The organism is Streptomyces asoensis (assembly GCF_016860545.1).
GTDB lineage: Bacteria > Actinomycetota > Actinomycetes > Streptomycetales > Streptomycetaceae > Streptomyces > Streptomyces asoensis.
The window spans coordinates 2,507,890-2,524,671 of the sequence record NZ_BNEB01000005.1; the positions used below are offsets into that span (position 1 = coordinate 2,507,890).

12 protein-coding genes are annotated in these 16,782 nt (G+C 70.8%); 8 read left to right on the forward strand and 4 right to left on the reverse strand.

Features of this window, described 5'->3' with window-relative positions:
- Positions 1–336 precede the first annotated feature (336 nt).
- From Saso_RS33705 to Saso_RS33720, 4 genes are all read left to right on the forward strand, one after another.
- Positions 337–3,657 (forward strand): sensor histidine kinase, encoded by a 3,321-nt coding sequence (locus Saso_RS33705; RefSeq protein ID WP_189926693.1) that lies wholly within the window; start codon positions 337–339, stop codon positions 3,655–3,657.
- Positions 3,658–3,667: 10 nt separating this feature from the next.
- Entirely contained in the window at positions 3,668–4,081 is a 414-nt protein-coding gene (locus Saso_RS33710; RefSeq protein ID WP_037737006.1) for a roadblock/LC7 domain-containing protein, read from the forward strand.
- Between the two features lie 96 nt (positions 4,082–4,177).
- Entirely contained in the window at positions 4,178–4,756 is a 579-nt protein-coding gene (locus tag Saso_RS33715) for a DUF742 domain-containing protein (RefSeq protein ID WP_189926695.1), read from the forward strand.
- Complete coding sequence (locus Saso_RS33720; protein ID WP_026248371.1) at positions 4,737–5,318, forward strand: GTP-binding protein; 582 nt, start codon at positions 4,737–4,739, stop codon at positions 5,316–5,318. The genes Saso_RS33715 and Saso_RS33720 overlap by 20 nt, the downstream gene beginning before the upstream one ends.
- 192 nt (positions 5,319–5,510) lie before the next feature.
- On the opposite strand, the gene Saso_RS33725 is transcribed toward Saso_RS33720, so the two are convergent.
- Both Saso_RS33725 and Saso_RS33730 read right to left on the reverse strand, forming a co-directional pair.
- Positions 5,511–5,702 (reverse strand): acyl-CoA carboxylase subunit epsilon, encoded by a 192-nt coding sequence (locus Saso_RS33725; RefSeq protein WP_189926697.1) that lies wholly within the window; start codon positions 5,700–5,702, stop codon positions 5,511–5,513.
- 67 nt (positions 5,703–5,769) lie between these two features.
- Complete coding sequence (locus tag Saso_RS33730) at positions 5,770–7,374, reverse strand: acyl-CoA carboxylase subunit beta (RefSeq protein ID WP_189926699.1); 1,605 nt, start codon at positions 7,372–7,374, stop codon at positions 5,770–5,772.
- 356 nt (positions 7,375–7,730) lie between these two features.
- On the opposite strand from Saso_RS33730, the gene Saso_RS33735 reads away from it, so the two are divergent.
- From Saso_RS33735 to Saso_RS33745, 3 genes are all read left to right on the forward strand, one after another.
- A complete protein-coding gene (locus tag Saso_RS33735) occupies positions 7,731–8,336 on the forward strand; it encodes a YceI family protein (RefSeq protein ID WP_189926701.1) in 606 nt (201 codons plus the stop codon).
- A gap of 93 nt (positions 8,337–8,429) precedes the next feature.
- The gene (locus Saso_RS33740; RefSeq protein ID WP_189926703.1) at positions 8,430–9,068 is read left to right on the forward strand and encodes a hypothetical protein; all 639 of its coding nucleotides are present in this window, start codon (positions 8,430–8,432) and stop codon (positions 9,066–9,068) included.
- A gap of 269 nt (positions 9,069–9,337) precedes the next feature.
- On the forward strand, positions 9,338–10,123 hold the full coding sequence (locus Saso_RS33745; protein ID WP_189926705.1) for a S1 family peptidase: 786 nt from the start codon (positions 9,338–9,340) through the stop codon (positions 10,121–10,123).
- 88 nt (positions 10,124–10,211) lie between these two features.
- Here Saso_RS33745 and Saso_RS33750 read toward each other — a convergent pair whose 3' ends face one another.
- Both Saso_RS33750 and Saso_RS33755 read right to left on the reverse strand, forming a co-directional pair.
- On the reverse strand, positions 10,212–11,582 hold the full coding sequence (locus tag Saso_RS33750) for a hypothetical protein (RefSeq protein WP_189926707.1): 1,371 nt from the start codon (positions 11,580–11,582) through the stop codon (positions 10,212–10,214).
- 61 nt (positions 11,583–11,643) lie between these two features.
- On the reverse strand, positions 11,644–14,667 hold the full coding sequence (locus Saso_RS33755; protein ID WP_189926709.1) for a glycoside hydrolase family 3 protein: 3,024 nt from the start codon (positions 14,665–14,667) through the stop codon (positions 11,644–11,646).
- Positions 14,668–14,907: 240 nt separating this feature from the next.
- Here Saso_RS33755 and Saso_RS33760 point away from each other — a divergent pair, with 240 nt between their 5' ends.
- Positions 14,908–16,773, forward strand: a complete 1,866-nt coding sequence (locus Saso_RS33760) for a ricin-type beta-trefoil lectin domain protein (protein WP_189926711.1) — start codon at positions 14,908–14,910, stop codon at positions 16,771–16,773.
- Positions 16,774–16,782: the final 9 nt, after the last annotated feature.

The following is a 16,782-nucleotide window of genomic DNA, read 5'->3' on the forward strand; positions in this document are numbered from 1 at the left end:
TTCTGGAGCCGGCTGTGGCCTTTGACACGGCCGGCTCCGACGTTCATAACGTTTCGGCAGAGGAATCGGGTGGTACCGCAACGCGTCGCGGTCATTCGGTCTCGCTGCGCGCACGAAGGCCCCGCCTTTTGGCGGGGCTCGTTCTTTTTGACCGTTTTATGTGGGGCTTACATCACGTCGAACCAGCTCTTTCCCATGTTTGGAAGAGCGTCGGTCGTCATGCTGGAATGCCTGAACTGCCCAATAGTCAATGACGTACTGATGGTCGATGGCTGACCGGGCTCTGAGACACTGCGGCACGACGAAGGTGCCGACCGCCGAGAGGTTGTTGGTCGAGTGAGGCGAAGCAAGCAAAGTCCCGAGCCGGCGGCCCGGGGCAACTTCACCCCGCCGCCGCGCGGAGCGGCGCCCGCCCCTGTGGCCGGTCCTGAGCCGACGGCAGCGCCCGCCAAGAGCGGTGGCCGTCTCTCCCCGCGCAACTGGCGGGTGCCCACCCGGCTGAACGCGATCCTGCTCATACCCGTGGTGGTCGGCCTCGTCATGGGCGGCTTCCAGGTGAAGAACTCCATCGACACCTGGCAGGAGGCCCGCGACGCCGAGAAGGTCGCGAAGATCGTGGCCGCCGCCGGCACGTACGCCGAGGCCCTCCTCGACGAGCGCGACCTCACCGCCGCACCGCTGCTCCAGAACAAGAAGGACGACGACGGCGTCAAGAAGGCCCGCGCCGCCACGGACGCCGCGGCGACCGCCTTCCACGACGAAGTCGTCGGCATGCCGGACAAGGAAGGCCTCAAGCGCCGTCTGAACCTGGTGGAGGAGGCCGAGCCGACCCTCGCGAAGATCCGCGCGGCCGCCTACACCAAGTCCCTCGACCCGGTGAAGACCGAAGAGGGTTACGTCGCGGTCGAGCACCTGCTGATGGAGTTCTCCAACGAACTCGGCCTCGGCACGGGCAACATCACCGCCTACGGCCGCACCGTCTACGCCGTCGCCCTGGCCAAGGGCGCCGAGTCCCTCCAGCGCGCGATCGGCACGCACCTGCTCGTGCGGCCCAGCCCCGACAAGACGGTCTACCGCCAGCAGCTCACGGCCTTCACCTCGTACGCCTACCTCGAGGGCGTCGCCCAGCAGGAGTACGTCTCCGGCGGCACCGTCGACGACGCGGCGCGCCTCACCCAGGTCATGAAGGAGAAGACCGAGGAGGGCGCGAAGAAGGCCGCCGACGCCAAGTCCCAGGCCGAGGCCGCGGGACAGGACTACGTCACGCCGCCCGCCATGGACAAGATGATCCAGGCGATCGGCAGCGGGCTGTTCACGCCGTCCGAGCTCGCCCAGCAGGGCATCACCGCCGACAGCTGGATGGCGGCCGCGACGCTGAAGTTCGAGGGCTACAGCCAGGTCGAGAGCGAGCTCATCGACCGTGCGGTGTCCGACGCCGGACAGATCGCCTCCGACGCCCAGCGCGACGCCATCATCAACGGCGCCATCGTCATCATCGCCCTGCTCGCCGCGTTCATCGTCGCCAGTCTCATGGCCCGCCAGATGAGCCAGGCCATGCGCCAGCTGCGCAACGCCGCCTTCGGCATCGCCGAGCAGCGGCTGCCGATGCTGGTCGACCAGCTCTCACGCACCGACCCGGGCCGGGTCGACACCCGTGTCCAGCCGATCCCCATCAACACCAAGGACGAGATCGGCGAGGTCGCGCGCGCCTTCGACCAGGTCCACCGCGAGGCCGTGCGACTGGCCGCCGAGCAGGCGCTCCTGCGGGGCAACATCAACGCGATCTTCACCAACCTCTCGCGCCGCAACCAGTCCCTGATCGAGGGCCAGCTGACCCTGATCACCGACCTGGAGAACAACGAGGCCGACCCGGACCAGCTGGAGAACCTCTTCCGCCTGGACCACCTCGCGACCCGTATGCGCCGCAACGGCGAGAACCTCCTGGTCCTCGCCGGCGAGGAGCCGGGCCGCCGCTGGGACCAGCCGGTCCCGCTGGTCGACGTGCTGCGCGCCGCCTCCTCCGAGGTGGAGCAGTACGAGCGCATCGAGCTGTCGGGCGTCCCGGAGGCCGAGATCCACGGCCGTGCCGTGACCGACCTCGTGCACCTGCTCGCCGAGCTCCTTGAGAACGCCACCACGTTCTCCTCACCCCAGACCAAGGTCCGCGTCACCGCGACCCGTCTCCCCGACGGCCGCGTGATGATCGAGATCCACGACAAGGGCATCGGCCTCACCGCCGAGGACTTCGCCGACATCAACCACAAGCTGGCCAACCCGCCGACGGTGGACGCCGCGATCTCGCAGCGCATGGGCCTGTTCGTGGTCGGCCGCCTGTCCGACCGGCACGGCATCCGCGTCCAGCTGCGCCCCTCGGGCGAGCAGGCCGGCACCACCTCGCTGGTCATGCTCCCCGACGCCATCACCCACGGCGGTGGCGGCGAGCAGCAGCCGCGCGACGAGTTCACGGTCTCGCAGATCATCCCGGAGCAGAACTACGGCGCCGGCGAGGACTTCAGCAACGGTCTGCCGATGCGCACCGCCGCGGAACTCGGTTTCGACGACAGCCAGTACGAGGTCCCCGACGACATCCGCGACCTGGACCCGGTGGGCCGCTCGCTGATGCGAGAGGAACGCCGTGCGGCCCTGGAGTCCCAGTCGGGCGAGGGCGAGCAGCCGACGGCACAGCAGTCCGCCGAGTCCCCCGCGTTCGGTGAGGGCTTCGACGACCGCCACCAGCAGCAGGCGTACGACGCCGGCCACAACGGCTACGACCCCGCCGGGCAGGGCTCCGTGGGCGCCTACGACAACGGCGCGACGGGATACCAGGAGCAGGCCGCGGCCTTCGACCAGCAGACGCCGTACGGGGAGCAGCAGCGTCCCGCGTACGACGACCAGTACTTCGGGTCGAACAACGGTCATCCGCAGGGCGAGTCGTTCACCGCGAACGGCGGCCTGCCGCAGAACGACGGCTTCCCGTCGAACGGCGGCTACCCGGACCCCGCGTTTGCGGAGCCCGTACAGGAGAGCCCGGACGGGGCGCGGGCCGCCGCGTCCGAGGGCTACCAGGCGTACCCGGAACAGCAGTCCTACCAGGACGACTGGCCGCAGCAGAACGGTCACACGAACGGTTACGGCAACGGCTACCCGGACCAGTACGCTCCGGAAGCGGAATCCGCGAAGGCCGCTGACGCGGCCGAGCAGAACGGCGTAGGCTTCGACCGTCCGGGACCGGCTTCCTCCGCCTCCCACGCCCTGACCGACGCCGGTCTTCCCCGCCGCGGCTCCGCCGCGAGCGGTGCGAACGGCGCACGGCCCGCGAAGGAACCGGCGGCCTCCCCCGCGGAGAGCAACGGCGGCGGCGACATCTGGCGCTCGGCGAACGACGAGCGCTGGCAGCAGGCCTCCGCCCTGAAGAAGCCCAAGGCGGGTGGAGTCACCTCCTCCGGTCTGCCGCGGCGGGTGCCCAAGGCCAACCTGATCGAGGGCGCCGCCGAGAGCACCCCCCAGGGAGGCCCTCAGGTCTCCCGCGCCCCGGAGGACGTCCGAGGCAGGTTGAGCAACCTGCGCAGGGGTGTCCAGCGCGGACGCAGCGCAGGCAGCAGTGAAACGAACGGCCAGGGCTTCGGTCCTGACAGCACCTACAACCAGGAGCGTTAGTGTGAGCCCGATGAGCCAGGCGGCACAGAACCTGAACTGGGTGATCACCAACTTCGTGGACAACACCCCGGGGGTGTCCCACACGGTGGTGGTCTCCGCCGACGGACTCCTTCTGGCGATGTCCGAAGGCTTCCCCCGCGACCGTGCCGACCAGCTCGCGGCCGTCGCCTCCGGCCTGACGTCCCTGACGGCGGGCGCCTCCCGGATCTTCGAGGGGGGCAGCGTGAACCAGACGGTTGTGGAGATGGAGCGGGGATTCCTCTTCCTGATGTCCATTTCCGACGGTTCCTCGCTCGCGGTTCTCGCCCACCCCGAGGCGGACATCGGCCTCATTGGGTACGAGATGGCCCTTCTGGTGGACCGGGCGGGCTCGGTCCTGACCCCCGATCTTCGTGCGGAGCTCCAAGGAAGCCTTCTCAACTAACAGACGGACGGTGCGTTTTGGCGTCCCGAGGCCGTAGGGTTTCGGGACGCGGTTTCCACGTGACGGGTGCCAGGCGCAGTCGGAGGAGGAGAGAGAGTGGCAACACCCCCAGGCGGTTCCAATTCGGGCAACTGGTCGTACGGCCCTGCCCAGGGCCAGGGCGACGGTTCCCAGAACCCGAACCGTTACAACTTCCCCTCCGCGCCCGGTCAGCAGCGGCCGTACACGCCCCAGGGCCCCGGGCCGTCCCCGTACGACCAGCCCTCGGCACCGCGCATCCAGCCCGTGCAGCCGCATCGCCGCACCCCGGAGCCCGCGCCCGCCGGGGCGTCGAACAACCCGCTGGTGCGTCCGTACGCCATGACCGGTGGCCGGACCCGCCCGCGTTACCAGCTCGCCATCGAGGCGCTGGTGCACACCACTGCGCAGCCGCACCAGATGCAGGGCCAGCTGCCCGAGCATCAGCGGATCTGCAACCTCTGCCGTGAGATCAAGTCGGTCGCCGAGATCTCGGCGCTGCTGACCATCCCTCTCGGCGTGGCCAGGATCCTCGTCGCCGACTTGGCGGAAGCGGGACTGGTCGCCATCCATCAGCCCGGCGGCGACGAGAACGCCGGCGGCCAGCCAGACGTGACACTGCTCGAAAGGGTGCTCAGTGGACTTCGCAAGCTCTAGCGGGGGTCCCTCCCGCTCCACCACTTCCGCGAAGATCGTGGTGGCGGGCGGCTTCGGCGTGGGCAAGACCACGTTCGTCGGGGCTGTTTCGGAGATCAATCCGCTGCGCACCGAGGCCGTCATGACGTCCGCGTCCGCGGGCATCGACGACCTCACCCACACCGGGGACAAGACCACCACCACGGTGGCCATGGACTTCGGCCGTATCACCCTGGACCAGGACCTGATCCTGTACCTGTTCGGCACGCCCGGCCAGGACCGCTTCTGGTTCATGTGGGACGACCTGGTGCGCGGCGCCATCGGCGCCATCGTGCTGGTCGACACCCGCCGCCTCGCCGACTGCTTCCCCGCCGTCGACTACTTCGAGAACAGCGGCCTGCCGTTCGTGATCGCCCTCAACGGCTTCGACGGCAACCAGCCGTACAACCCGGACGAGGTGCGCGAGGCGCTCCAGATCGGCCCGGACACCCCGATCATCACGACGGACGCCCGGCACCGTGCCGACGCCAAGTCGGCGCTGATCACCCTGGTCGAGCACGCGCTGATGGCCCGCCTGCGGTAGACCCGGCACACAGACAGCAGATGGGCGGCCCCTCCCGGTTCGGGAGGGGCCGCCCATCTGTCTGTCCGGGTCCGACCGTCCGGGAGGTCCGTCCGCGGAGGGCCTCACCTACGCGGACAGGGGCCCCTCCGTGCGGAGGGGCCCCTGTCCGGGCGGTGGCCGCGGGTCCGGCCCGCGGCGCGCTGCCGGTGCCTAGTGCCAGCTGTGCGGGGCGCGGAAGCCGCCCTCGCGCTCCAGGCGGCGCCAGCCGGCCTTCGGGCGGCGGTGGTGGGTCTCGGTCGGGGACGACTGGGCGGCCGCGCGGGCCAGGAGGACGGCCGTGATGGCGGCGACCTCCTCGGGCTCGGCGTGGCCCTTCTCGACGCGGATGTCGGGAGCGTTCATGGGTGCAAGTCTCCGTGGGTGAGGTTTCCGCGGGGGATCCAGTGGGTTACCCGTGGGATCTGCCGGGTTACTGCGGGGGGTTGCCGTGCTTGCGCGAGGGCAGGTCCGCGTGCTTCGACTGGAGCATGGCCAGCGACTTGATGAGGACCTCGCGGGTCTCGGCGGGGTCGATGACGTCGTCGACCAGACCGCGTTCGGCCGCGTAGTAGGGGTGCATCAGCTCGGACTTGTACTCCTTGACCATTTTCTGCCGCATGGCCTCGGGGTCCTCGGCGGCGGCGATCTGGCGGCGGAAGATGACGTTGGCCGCGCCCTCGGCGCCCATCACGGCGATCTCGTTCGTCGGCCAGGCGTAGGTGAGGTCGGCGCCGATCGACTGGCTGTCCATGACGATGTAGGCACCTCCGTACGCCTTGCGCAGGATCAGCGAGATCCGCGGGACGGTCGCGTTGCAGTAGGCGTAGAGCAGCTTCGCGCCGTGCCGGATGATGCCGCCGTGCTCCTGGTCGACACCGGGGAGGAACCCGGGGACGTCCAGGAAAGTGATGATCGGGATGTTAAAAGCGTCGCACATCTGGACAAAGCGCGCAGCTTTTTCCGACGCCTCGATGTCCAGGACCCCGGCGAGGGCCTGGGGCTGGTTGGCGACGATGCCGACGACCTGGCCGTCCAGGCGGGCGAGGGCGCAGATGATGTTGCGGGCCCAGCGCTCGTGGACCTCGAGGTAGTCGCCGTCGTCGACGATCTCCTCGATGACCTTGGCCATGTCATAGGGACGGTTGCCGTCCGCCGGGACCAGGTCGAGCAGGACGTCGCCGCGGCGGTCGGCGGGGTCGCCGGACTCGGTGCGCGGGGGGTTCTCGCGGTTGTTCTGCGGCAGCATCGACAGGAGGTAGCGCACCTCCGCGATGCAGGTCTCCTCGTCGTCGTAGGCGAAGTGGGCCACGCCGGAGGTCTCGGCGTGCACGTCCGCGCCGCCCAGGCCGTTCTGGCTGATCTCCTCGCCGGTGACGGCCTTGACCACGTCGGGGCCGGTGATGAACATCTGCGAGGTCTCGCGGACCATGAAGACGAAGTCGGTCAGCGCGGGGCTGTAGGCGGCGCCGCCCGCGCACGGGCCGAGCATCACCGAGATCTGCGGGATGACGCCGGAGGCGCGGGTGTTGCGCTGGAAGATGCCGCCGTAGCCGGCGAGCGCGGAGACGCCCTCCTGGATGCGGGCGCCGGCGCCGTCGTTGAGGGAGACCAGCGGAGCGCCGGCCGCGATGGCCATGTCCATGATCTTGTGGATCTTGGTGGCGTGGGCCTCGCCGAGCGCGCCGCCGAAGATGCGGAAGTCGTGGGCGTAGACGAAGACCGTGCGGCCCTCGACCGTGCCCCAGCCGGTGATGACACCGTCGGTGAACGGCTTCTTGGCCTCGAGCCCGAAGCCGGTCGCCCGATGCCGGCGCAGCTGCTCGACCTCCTGGAAGGACCCCGGGTCGAGCAGCAGCTCGATCCGCTCCCGGGCGGTCAGCTTGCCCTTGGCGTGCTGCGCCTGGGTCGCCTTCTCGCTCGGGCCGGCCAGCGCCTGGGCACGGATCTCGTGCAGCTCGGCCACGCGGCCGCGCGCATCCGTGGGTTCCGAAGGCACCTCGGTGGGATCGCCCGTCGTCTCTTCCAAAACGGTCATGTAGTGACCTTACGAAGCCCACCAAGGAAAGAGGGACGTCGACTCCGTACAGTCTCCGGCGCGTTTTCCTGGTACCCCTGAACAGAACCGGCCGCACATGCAGCCGTTCCGACTGCTCAGGGGGCCCGCTGCTTGTAGGGGTCTCACAAACCCGGCACCTGAGACACCGCTCACATCCCGCCGCGCGCATGCCCTCCCCGGAGTGAAACGGAGAGCCCGGACGGCGGTCGGCGCCCCGCCCGGGAAACCCGGACCGAGAAGATGTTGAACATTGAACGGAATAGGTCTACCGTCGTAGTCGTTCACCTGATTGAAGATTAAACATCCCCGATCTTCCCGTCCCCAAGGAGCACGTCATGGGCATCTTCGGCCGCAAGGACACCGAGACCACCGCCGCCGCCACCGCCACGGTGAGCCCCGAGCTGGCCGCCCTGACCGGCGCGTACACGATCGACCCGGCGCACTCGACGATCGGCTTCGTCGCCCGCCACGCGATGGTCACCAACGTCAAGGGCAAGTTCAACGAGTTCACCGGCGCGCTGCACCTGGACGGCACCGACCCGTCGAAGTCCAGCGCCTCGATCGACGTCACGATGGACAGCATCGACACCGGTTCCGCCGACCGCGACGGCCACCTGAAGACCGCCGACTTCTTCAAGACCGACGAGTTCCCGCAGATGACCTTCCGCTCCACGGCGACGCAGGCGCTCGGCGGCGACGACTACCGGATCACCGGCGACCTGACCATCCTCGGCGTCACGAAGCCGCTCACCATCGACCTCGAGTTCAACGGCGCCGCGAAGGACCCGTTCGGCAACGAGCGCGTCGGTTTCGAGGGCAAGGCGGAGATCCTGCGCTCCGACTGGGGCCTGACCTGGAACGCGGCGCTCGAGACGGGCGGCGTGCTGGTCTCCGACAAGATCAAGCTGAACTTCGACATCTCGGCGATCAAGAACGCCTAATCGCCTGGACGAAAGCGCCTGAAAGCATCCAGAAGGGGTCGGAAGCGAAGAGCTCCCGGCCCCTTGGTGTGTCCCGTGTCACAGTCAGGGGCCATGAGCACCAGGACCGGACCCCAGCACTATCCCGGCGCCAACCGTGACCACTGGTACCAGGACGATTTCGGCGGTGACCGCATGGAGGTCAACGTCGTCGTCCTGCACACCACCGAGGGGCGTTCGCTGCCCGACTACCAGGGCGGCGCCGTCGCGCCCAACCTGACGGCCGTACCGGACTTCGCCGCCAGAAAACTGAAGTGGTACCAGCACTTCGACATCGACATCTCGTCGCGCGCGCTGATGAACAAGCGCGGCGGTGTCGAGACGAACACCCTGAACGTCTGCCAGGTCGAGCTGGTCGGCACCTGCGACCCCGAGACGCACACCAAGTGGGCGGCCCGCGACCAGGCCCACATCTACTGGCCGAAGGCCCCCGAGTGGGCGTTGCGCGCCGTCGCCGCGTACCTGGCGTGGATGAACATCCACCACGACGTCCCCCTGCGCGGACCGGCGCTGTGGCCCGCGTACCCCAAGTCCTCCGGGAACGGGGGCGGCCAGCGCATGAGCGGGGCGCGCTGGAACGCGTTCAAGGGCGTGTGCGGACACATGCACGTACCGGAGAACACACACGGCGATCCGGGGGCGATCGACTTCGAGGCACTGATCGGCTTCGCGAAGTCGGCGGCCCAGGACTGACAGCCACCCCCACGCCCGCCGGGGCGGGCGACTGCCGGACAGGGCGGCCACCCGGCCCGGTGAGCGCCGCCCGCCCGGTGGGCGCGAGGTCCGGCGGATGTGGCGGCCGGCGGGTGGCTGGAACGGGCCCCTTGCGGTCGGGGTTGCGGGGTTCCCATAATCCAGCAACAGATTTGACCTGACCATGCCAGCCCATGGCTGTTTCTTTGCGGTGCGCGATCTGAGTTGACATGATCACGTCAAGCCAACCCCCCACGGAAGGCAATGCCTTGAAGAAGCTCCTCACAGCGCTCAGAAGATTCGCCGCCGTCGGCGCGGCCGCGCTCGCGATAGCCAGCCTCCAGCCCCTGTCGGCCGCCCAGGCCGCCCCCGCCCCCGTCGTCGGCGGCACCCGGGCCGCCCAGGGCGAGTTCCCCTTCATGGTCCGGCTCTCCATGGGCTGCGGCGGAGCGCTCTACACCCAGCAGATCGTGCTCACCGCCGCGCACTGCGTCAGCGGGACCGGGGCCAACACCGGCATCACGGCCACCGCCGGCGTCGTGGACCTCCAGTCCACCAGCGGCCGCGTCCAGGTCAGGTCGACCTACGTCTACCGGGCCCCCGGTTACAACGGCAACGGCAAGGACTGGGCACTCATCAAGCTCGCCTCGCCCATCACCACCCAGTCCACCCTGAAGATCGCCACCACCACGCAGTACAACACCGGCACCTTCACCATCGCCGGCTGGGGCTCGGCCACCGAGGGCGGCGCCCAGCAGCGCTACCTGCTCAAGGCCACCGTGCCGTTCGTGAGCGACGCGACCTGTCGCACGTACAGCGGCTACAGCGGACTGGTCGCCAGTGACGAGATCTGCGCCGGGTACACCGCCGGCGGCACCGACACCTGCCAGGGCGACTCCGGCGGCCCCATGTTCCGCCGGGACGCCAACAACGCGTGGATCCAGGTCGGCATCGTGAGCTGGGGCATCGGCTGCGCCCGGGCCAACGCACCCGGCGTCTACTCCGAGGTGTCCACCTTCGCCTCGGCCATCGCCGCGGCGGCGGCCACCCTCTGACCCGCTCCCCCCACATCGTCGGCGCGCGTGGGCCCGGCACCGTCCCGTGCCGGGCCCGCGCGCGCCGCCCGATCCGAGGGGGTGACCCTCAGAACCCTCCGCCGAAGTCCCCGCCGCCCCCGCCGAAGTCCCCGCCGCCTCCGCCGCCGTCCCCGAAGCCGCCCGAGAAGTCACCCGGGTCGAAGTCCGCGCCGGAGACGTCACCGCCCTCGTGGCCCCCGCCGAAGTCGCCGTAGCCGGTGCCGTAGTCCGCCGCGTAGGACGGGGCGGCCATGATGCCGCCGAGCATCGTGCCGACGAGCAGGCCGGGAAGGATGCCGCCGCCGAAGTAGCCGCCCGCCCAGGGACCGTAGGCGGGGCCCGCCTCCCAGTACGGGCGGCGGCCGTAGTCGCTGTCCACCTCACGGATCACCGGGTCGCGGCCGTCCGCCAGGCGCGTGGCGTCCGCGGCGCAGACCGGGACCTCCCGCGTGGCCCCGCCCGGCGGCGTCCAGGTGGCGTCCGTGACCGAGGGCCCGTGGCGGGGGTCGAAGAAGCAGGGCGGACGCCGCTCGGGCAGCGGCCGTCCGGCCCGGCGGGCGGCCAGGAGGGCCAGCGAGAAGCGGCCGTCCTCCAGGGACTGCGTGACGGCGCGGACGTCCTCGGGCCGGGCCGCGGCCGCCATGAAGGACTTCGCCTGCTCGTAGGCGTCCAGGGCGCGTTCGTAGTCGGCGCGCATGGCGTCGTCGGCGCCCGGTTCGGACGGACGGAAGTCCAGGCGGTCCAGTTCCTCGCCGAAGGCGGTGATGTCCTCGTCCACGACGACCCGCAGCCGTTCCAGGGCGGCCCGCCGCTCCTGCTCCCGCCGGCGCCGGTTGCGCCGTACGAGGGTGTACGCGCCCGCCCCGCCGGCCACCAGGACCGCGCCCGCCGTGATCAGCGCGGTGGACGAGATCCGGTCGCCTCCCCCGGAACCCCAGCTCGCGGGAGCCGAGCCGTCCATGTTCGCCAGGGCGCGGTCGGTGAAGTCGGCGAGCTGGGTGCCGGTGTCGCTCTCGCCCCGGACGCTGCCGACCAGGTTGCGCACGGCGGTGCGGGAGAGCACCGCGGAGTCGGCGCGGGCGTCGAAGCGGTCGCCGAGGCGGATCGCGTACAGCCCGGTGACTCCGGTGGCGGTGCGCAGGTCGGTGAAGAGGTCCTGCGTGGGATAACCGGCCGGCAGGACGGCGATGAAGAGGGGCTTGTCCGCCTTCTCGATCCGCTGCCGGAGCGCGTGCGCCTCGGCCTGGGAGAGCTGCCCGGACGCCTGCGGGTCGACGTAGACGGGGCTCTCGCGCAGGGCCGCGGCGACGGCCGAGACGCTCGTGGCCGCCCCCGCGCGCGGGGCGCCCGCCGTCATGGCCGCCAAGGCGGTCAGCACGGCGAGCACCAGTGCGATCAGCGGTCCGGCGGGGCTTCGGGTCGGTAGGGCGACCTTCATACTCCCGAAGCTACCCGAAAGCACTCGGAAGCGGCCTCTTCGGACAGCCGGGGGCGCGGGGTCAGGACGCCGCCCGGTAGGCCGCCGTCAGCCGCTCCACCGCCTTCGCGTACCGGCCCGTCAGCAGGAGGTGCTCCGCCTCGGCGAAGGGCTTGGCAACCGCCGCCGTGACGGCCTGGCCCACCTTCCGCTGGACGACGAGCCGGGCCTTCCCGACCAGCGCGCGGCCGAGTCCGTCGGCGTGGGTCCGCTCGGCCGCGGCGGCCGAGGCGGCCAGTCCCTTCAGGGTCGCGGCCCCGCCGTCGGGCACCCTGGTCAGGGTCGTCAGGCCCCAGCCGTAGGGGAACTGCGGGTCGTACGCCGCGTCGCCGACGTTGATCGGCAGCTGCGCCTCGGACTTCGGCCAGGTCACGGGGAGCTGCCCGGTGAAGGGCCGCCTGCCGTAGAGGACGTCGGCCACGCCGTCGCCCTCCGTGCCCGGCAGCCAGGAGGCCACCAGGGCGTCGACGGCGCCGAGCCGGTCGCCGATCAGCTGGGGCCGCCCGGAGACGATCAGCACGGCGCACCGCATGGCGGCGCACACCTTGTCCACGGCCGCCCGGTCGGCGGCCGTCAGCTCCAGGTCGTGGCCGTTGCCGACGTCGCCGACGCCCTCGGCGTACGGGGTCTCGCCGACGACCACGACACCGACGTCGTACCCGTCCGTCGGCGCCGAGGCGTCCTCGGAGTACGTGACGTCGCCGCCGGCCTTGCGCATGCCGTCCAGGATCGTGGTGCCCCGGGTGATGTCGCCGGAGGAGCCCTGCCAGGTGATGGTCCAGCCGCCGGTCTGGTTGCCGATGTCGTCGGCGTCGGAGCCGGCGACGTAGACCTTCTGGTCCTTCCTCAGCGGCAGGAGCGAACCGGAGTTCTTCAGCAGCACCTGCGACTCGGCGGCCGCCTGCCGTGCCACGGCCCGGTGCGCGGCCGAGCCGATGCGCGAGGCGCCGCGGGTGTCCGCGTACGGCTTCTCGAAGAGGCCCAGGGCGAACTTCTGCGTGAGGATGCGCGTCACGGCGTCGTCGATCCGCCGCTCGGTGACGCGGCCGGCGGTGACCTCGGCCATGAGCGTCGTGCGGAAGTCCTGGTAGGAGTACGGCACCATCATCATGTCCACGCCCGCGTTGACCGAGGTGCGCACCTGCGCCGCCCGGTCGCCGGGCAGCTGGTCGATGGCGTTCCAGTCGCTGACGACGAAGCCGTCGAAGCCCATCCGGCCCCTGAGCACGCCGTCGATCATGTCGCCGCGGGCGTGCATCTTCACGGGCCCCCGGCCGTCTCCGGCGATGTCGAGCGAGGAGTACGACGGCATGACCGAGCCGACGCCCCGGTCGACCGCCTCCTGGAACGGCGCCAGGTGCACGGCCTCGAGCTCCTGCCGGGTGACCTCGGTGACGCCCTGGTCGACGGTGTAGGAGCCGGTCGTGGACGTGCCGTACCCGGTGCCGCCGTCGCCGACGAAGTGCTTGGCCGTGGCGAGGACCTTGTCGGCGTCCTTCAGGTCCCGCCCGTCGCGGGCGCCCTGGAGTCCCTGGACGACCGTCTCCATGGACGCGACGAGCGCCGGGTCCTCGCCGAAGGACTCGTAGGAGCGGCCCCAGCGTTCGTCGCGGGTCACGCACAGGCACGGGGCGAAGTCCCAGGGGACACCGGTGGCCCGGACCTCGGCCGCGGTCACCGCGCCCGTGCGCTCGGCCAGCCGGGGGTCGCGGGTGGCGCCGATGCCGATGTTGTGGGGCATGACGGTCGCGCCGGCGAGGTTGTTGTGCCCGTGCACCGCGTCCACGCCGTAGATCAGCGGGATCTGGAACCGGGTGGCTCGCGTCCGCAGCTGGTAGCCGTCGATCATCTTGGCCCAGGCCCCGGCGGTGTTGGCGGTCGGGGTGGAGCCGCCGCCGGAGAGCAGTGATCCGAGGTCGTACGCGGCGATGTCCCCGCCCGTGCCGACGGCACCGCGCTCGGCCTGGGTCATCTGTCCGGTCTTCTCCGCCAGGGACATCCGGGAGACGAGGTCGGCGACCCGCTTGCGCACGGGCAGCCGAGGATCGAGGTACGGCAGTCCGTGGGCGTCGATGACGACCTGCGGGGTCTCGGCGGGGGGCCTGGCGCCGGTCACGGTGAGGGCGAGGGGGATGGTCTCGGCGGCCTCGGCGGACCGGTCGCGCAGGGTGGGGATCCGGACGGTGCGGCTCGCGCCGGACACCGTGCCCGCGGGGAAGGTGATCTCGCCCTGGACCGGGGTGAAGTCCTTGCCGGGTTCGGCGGTACCGCCCGCGCTCGTGTACCGCACGGTGACGGGTTCGCCGAGCGGGGCGGCCCCGGTGGTGGCGACGGAGATCTTCACCGCAGCGGTGGCGCCCTCCTTCACCGGGTGCACGACGGCGTCGGTAAGGACGGAGGCGCGCAGGGACTGGTCGGCCCGGCCGTACAGCTCGACGCCGTCCATGGCGAAGTCGCCCGGCGCGCCGACCGGGAGCGTGAGGGCGTAGCCCCACGTCTGCGTCAGTCCGAGGACGTGGTCGATGCCGCCGACGGGCTGGTAGTCCGTGCGGTAGGTGAAGTCGGCGAAGGGGATCTCGACCTGTTTCCAGCCGGTCCAGTCGTCGGTGAAGGAGGTCGTCCAGAGCTCGGAGGCCTCTCCGTTCGCCCCGCCGTCCTTGATCTCGAAGGCGATCCTTCGGCCGTCGGCGTGGCCCTCCCACCAGAAGCGGACGCCCCGGTGGGCGGACCAGTCGTGGGCAGGCTCGGCGAAGGCGAAGTCGTGGGTGAAGCCGCCGTAGCCGCTGATGCCGTAGCTGCCGGTCAGGACCCGGTCGCCCTCGGGGGCGTCCGCCCGGGCCGTGAGCCGCAGGGCGGGCGGGTCGTCGCTGTCGCCGCCCCAGGTGAAGAGACCCCCGGCGGGCGGGTTCGCGAAGGGGACCTCCCCCTCGAAGCGGTCGACCGGGACGGGTGCGGGGTCGTCGGCGCCGGACGCGCCGGCTGCGGCGGTCAGCGGGAGCAGGGCGGCCAGCAGGGCGGCGGAGGCGAGCAGGGCGGTTCTTCGCATGGAACGTCCCTCTACTCTCGTGGTCCACTCATGACTTAGATCACGCCGTGAGTTAACTGAGGACCTGCCGCGCCGTCAAGACTTCACACCGGAACTGGTACGGCCGCAACTCCCGTCCGGATCAGGGACGTTGTTCGTTCGACAGCTGAACGCGCGACCCCTTGACGGGCCCGTGGAGCCGTCATTTACTCACGCCTCGATACGCCTCCCGTTCCCCCACACCCAGAAGGGCGGCGACCCATGAGGAGATCCATCAGCGTCCTGCGGCTGCTCCTGGCCGGTCTGCTCACCTCCGCCGGGATCACCGCGGCGGCCGTGCCCGCGCACGCGGCCGGCGAGCAGGTCACGGCCTGGCTCACCACCACCGACGACGCCGGCGGACGGCACGTGGTCCGCGGGCTCCAGGCCCAGCCCGGCTTCGCCTTCCAGGCGGGCGCCGGCGGGGCGGGCGAGAACATCACCGTCGACGAGAACACCCGGTACCAGACGTTCACGGGCGGCGGCGCGTCCTTCACGGACACCGCGGCCTGGCTGCTCAACAGCAGCGGGGCGCTGTCCGCGACGACCCAGGAGGCGACGATGCGCAAGCTGTTCTCGCCGACCGAGGGCATCGGGCTGTCCTTCCTGCGCAATCCGATGGGCGGCTCGGACCTCGCGCGCTTCGGCTACACCTACGACGACGTGCCGGCCGGGCAGACCGACCCCGGCCTGTCCGCCTTCTCCGTGGCCCACGACCTGGCGGACGTGGTGCCGCTGACCCGGCGGGCACGGGAGCTGAACCCCGCGCTGACCGTGATGGCGTCGCCGTGGACCGCGCCCGCCTGGATGAAGGACAGCGGGCAGCTCAACGGCGGCTGGCTGAAGGCGGAGTACTACGGGGCGTACGCCTCGTACTTCGTGAAGTACCTCCAGGCCTACCGCGACCAGGGCGTACCGGTGGCGTACGTGACGGCGCAGAACGAGCCGACGTGCTGCTCGGGCTACCCCTCGATGAGCTGGAACGGCTCGGGGCTCGCGTACTTCACCAAGAACGAACTGCTGCCGAAACTGGCGGCGGCGGGCCTGCCCACGAAGGTGCTCGCGCACGACTGGAACTGGGACACCTACGACGCGTACGCGGCGCAGACGGTGGACGACCCGGCGGTCCGTGCGCACCCGAACTTCGGCGGGATCGCCTGGCACGGCTACGGCGGGGACGTGACGAAGCAGACGGCGGTGCACGACCGCTATCCGCAGCTCGACGCCTTCGGCACCGAGCACTCCGGCGGGACGTGGATCGCGAACCAGCAGCGCGAGGACATGATGAACATCGTCGACTACACCCGCAACTGGGCGAAGTCGGTGACCAAGTGGTCGCTGGCCGTGGACCAGAACCGGGGTCCGCACAACGGGGGCTGCGGGACGTGCGACGGGCTGGTCACCGTGCACCACGGGGACGGGGCGAGCGGGACCGTCGACTACACGGTCGAGTACTACACGACGGGGCACCTGACGAAGTTCGTCCGGCCGGGCGCGCAGCGGATCGCGTCGACGGCGTCCTCGTCCGTGCCGAACGTGGCCTGGCGCAATCCCGACGGCTCCAAGGCGCTGATCGCCTACAACGACGCGTCGGCCGCGCGGACGGTGACGATCGGCTGGGGCGGGCAGCACGCGACGTACTCGCTGCCGGGGAAGACGTCGGCGACGTTCACCTGGTCGGGGACGCAGTCGGGCGACCCGAGCCGGTCGGGCTCCTTCGTGGGGCTCGCCGGCAAGTGCCTGGACGTGGCGGGCGGCGCGGCGGTGGACGGCACGGCCGTGCAGCTGTACGACTGCAACGGGTCGGCCGCGCAGCGCTGGACGGTCCAGCCGGACGGCTCGCTCCAGGCGCTGGGCAAGTGTCTCGACGTCGTCGGGGGTTCGACGTCCGACGGGGCCAGGACACAGCTGTACACGTGCAACGGGACGGGCGCGCAGCGGTGGTCGTTCGACGCCGGCACCGGTGACGTCGTGAACACCGCGGCGAACAAGTGCCTCGACGTCACGGACAACTCGCCGGCCAACGGGGCCCGGGGCCAGATCTGGTCCTGCACGGGGGCGGCCAACCAGAAGTGGCAGCTGCGGTAGGACCGGCCT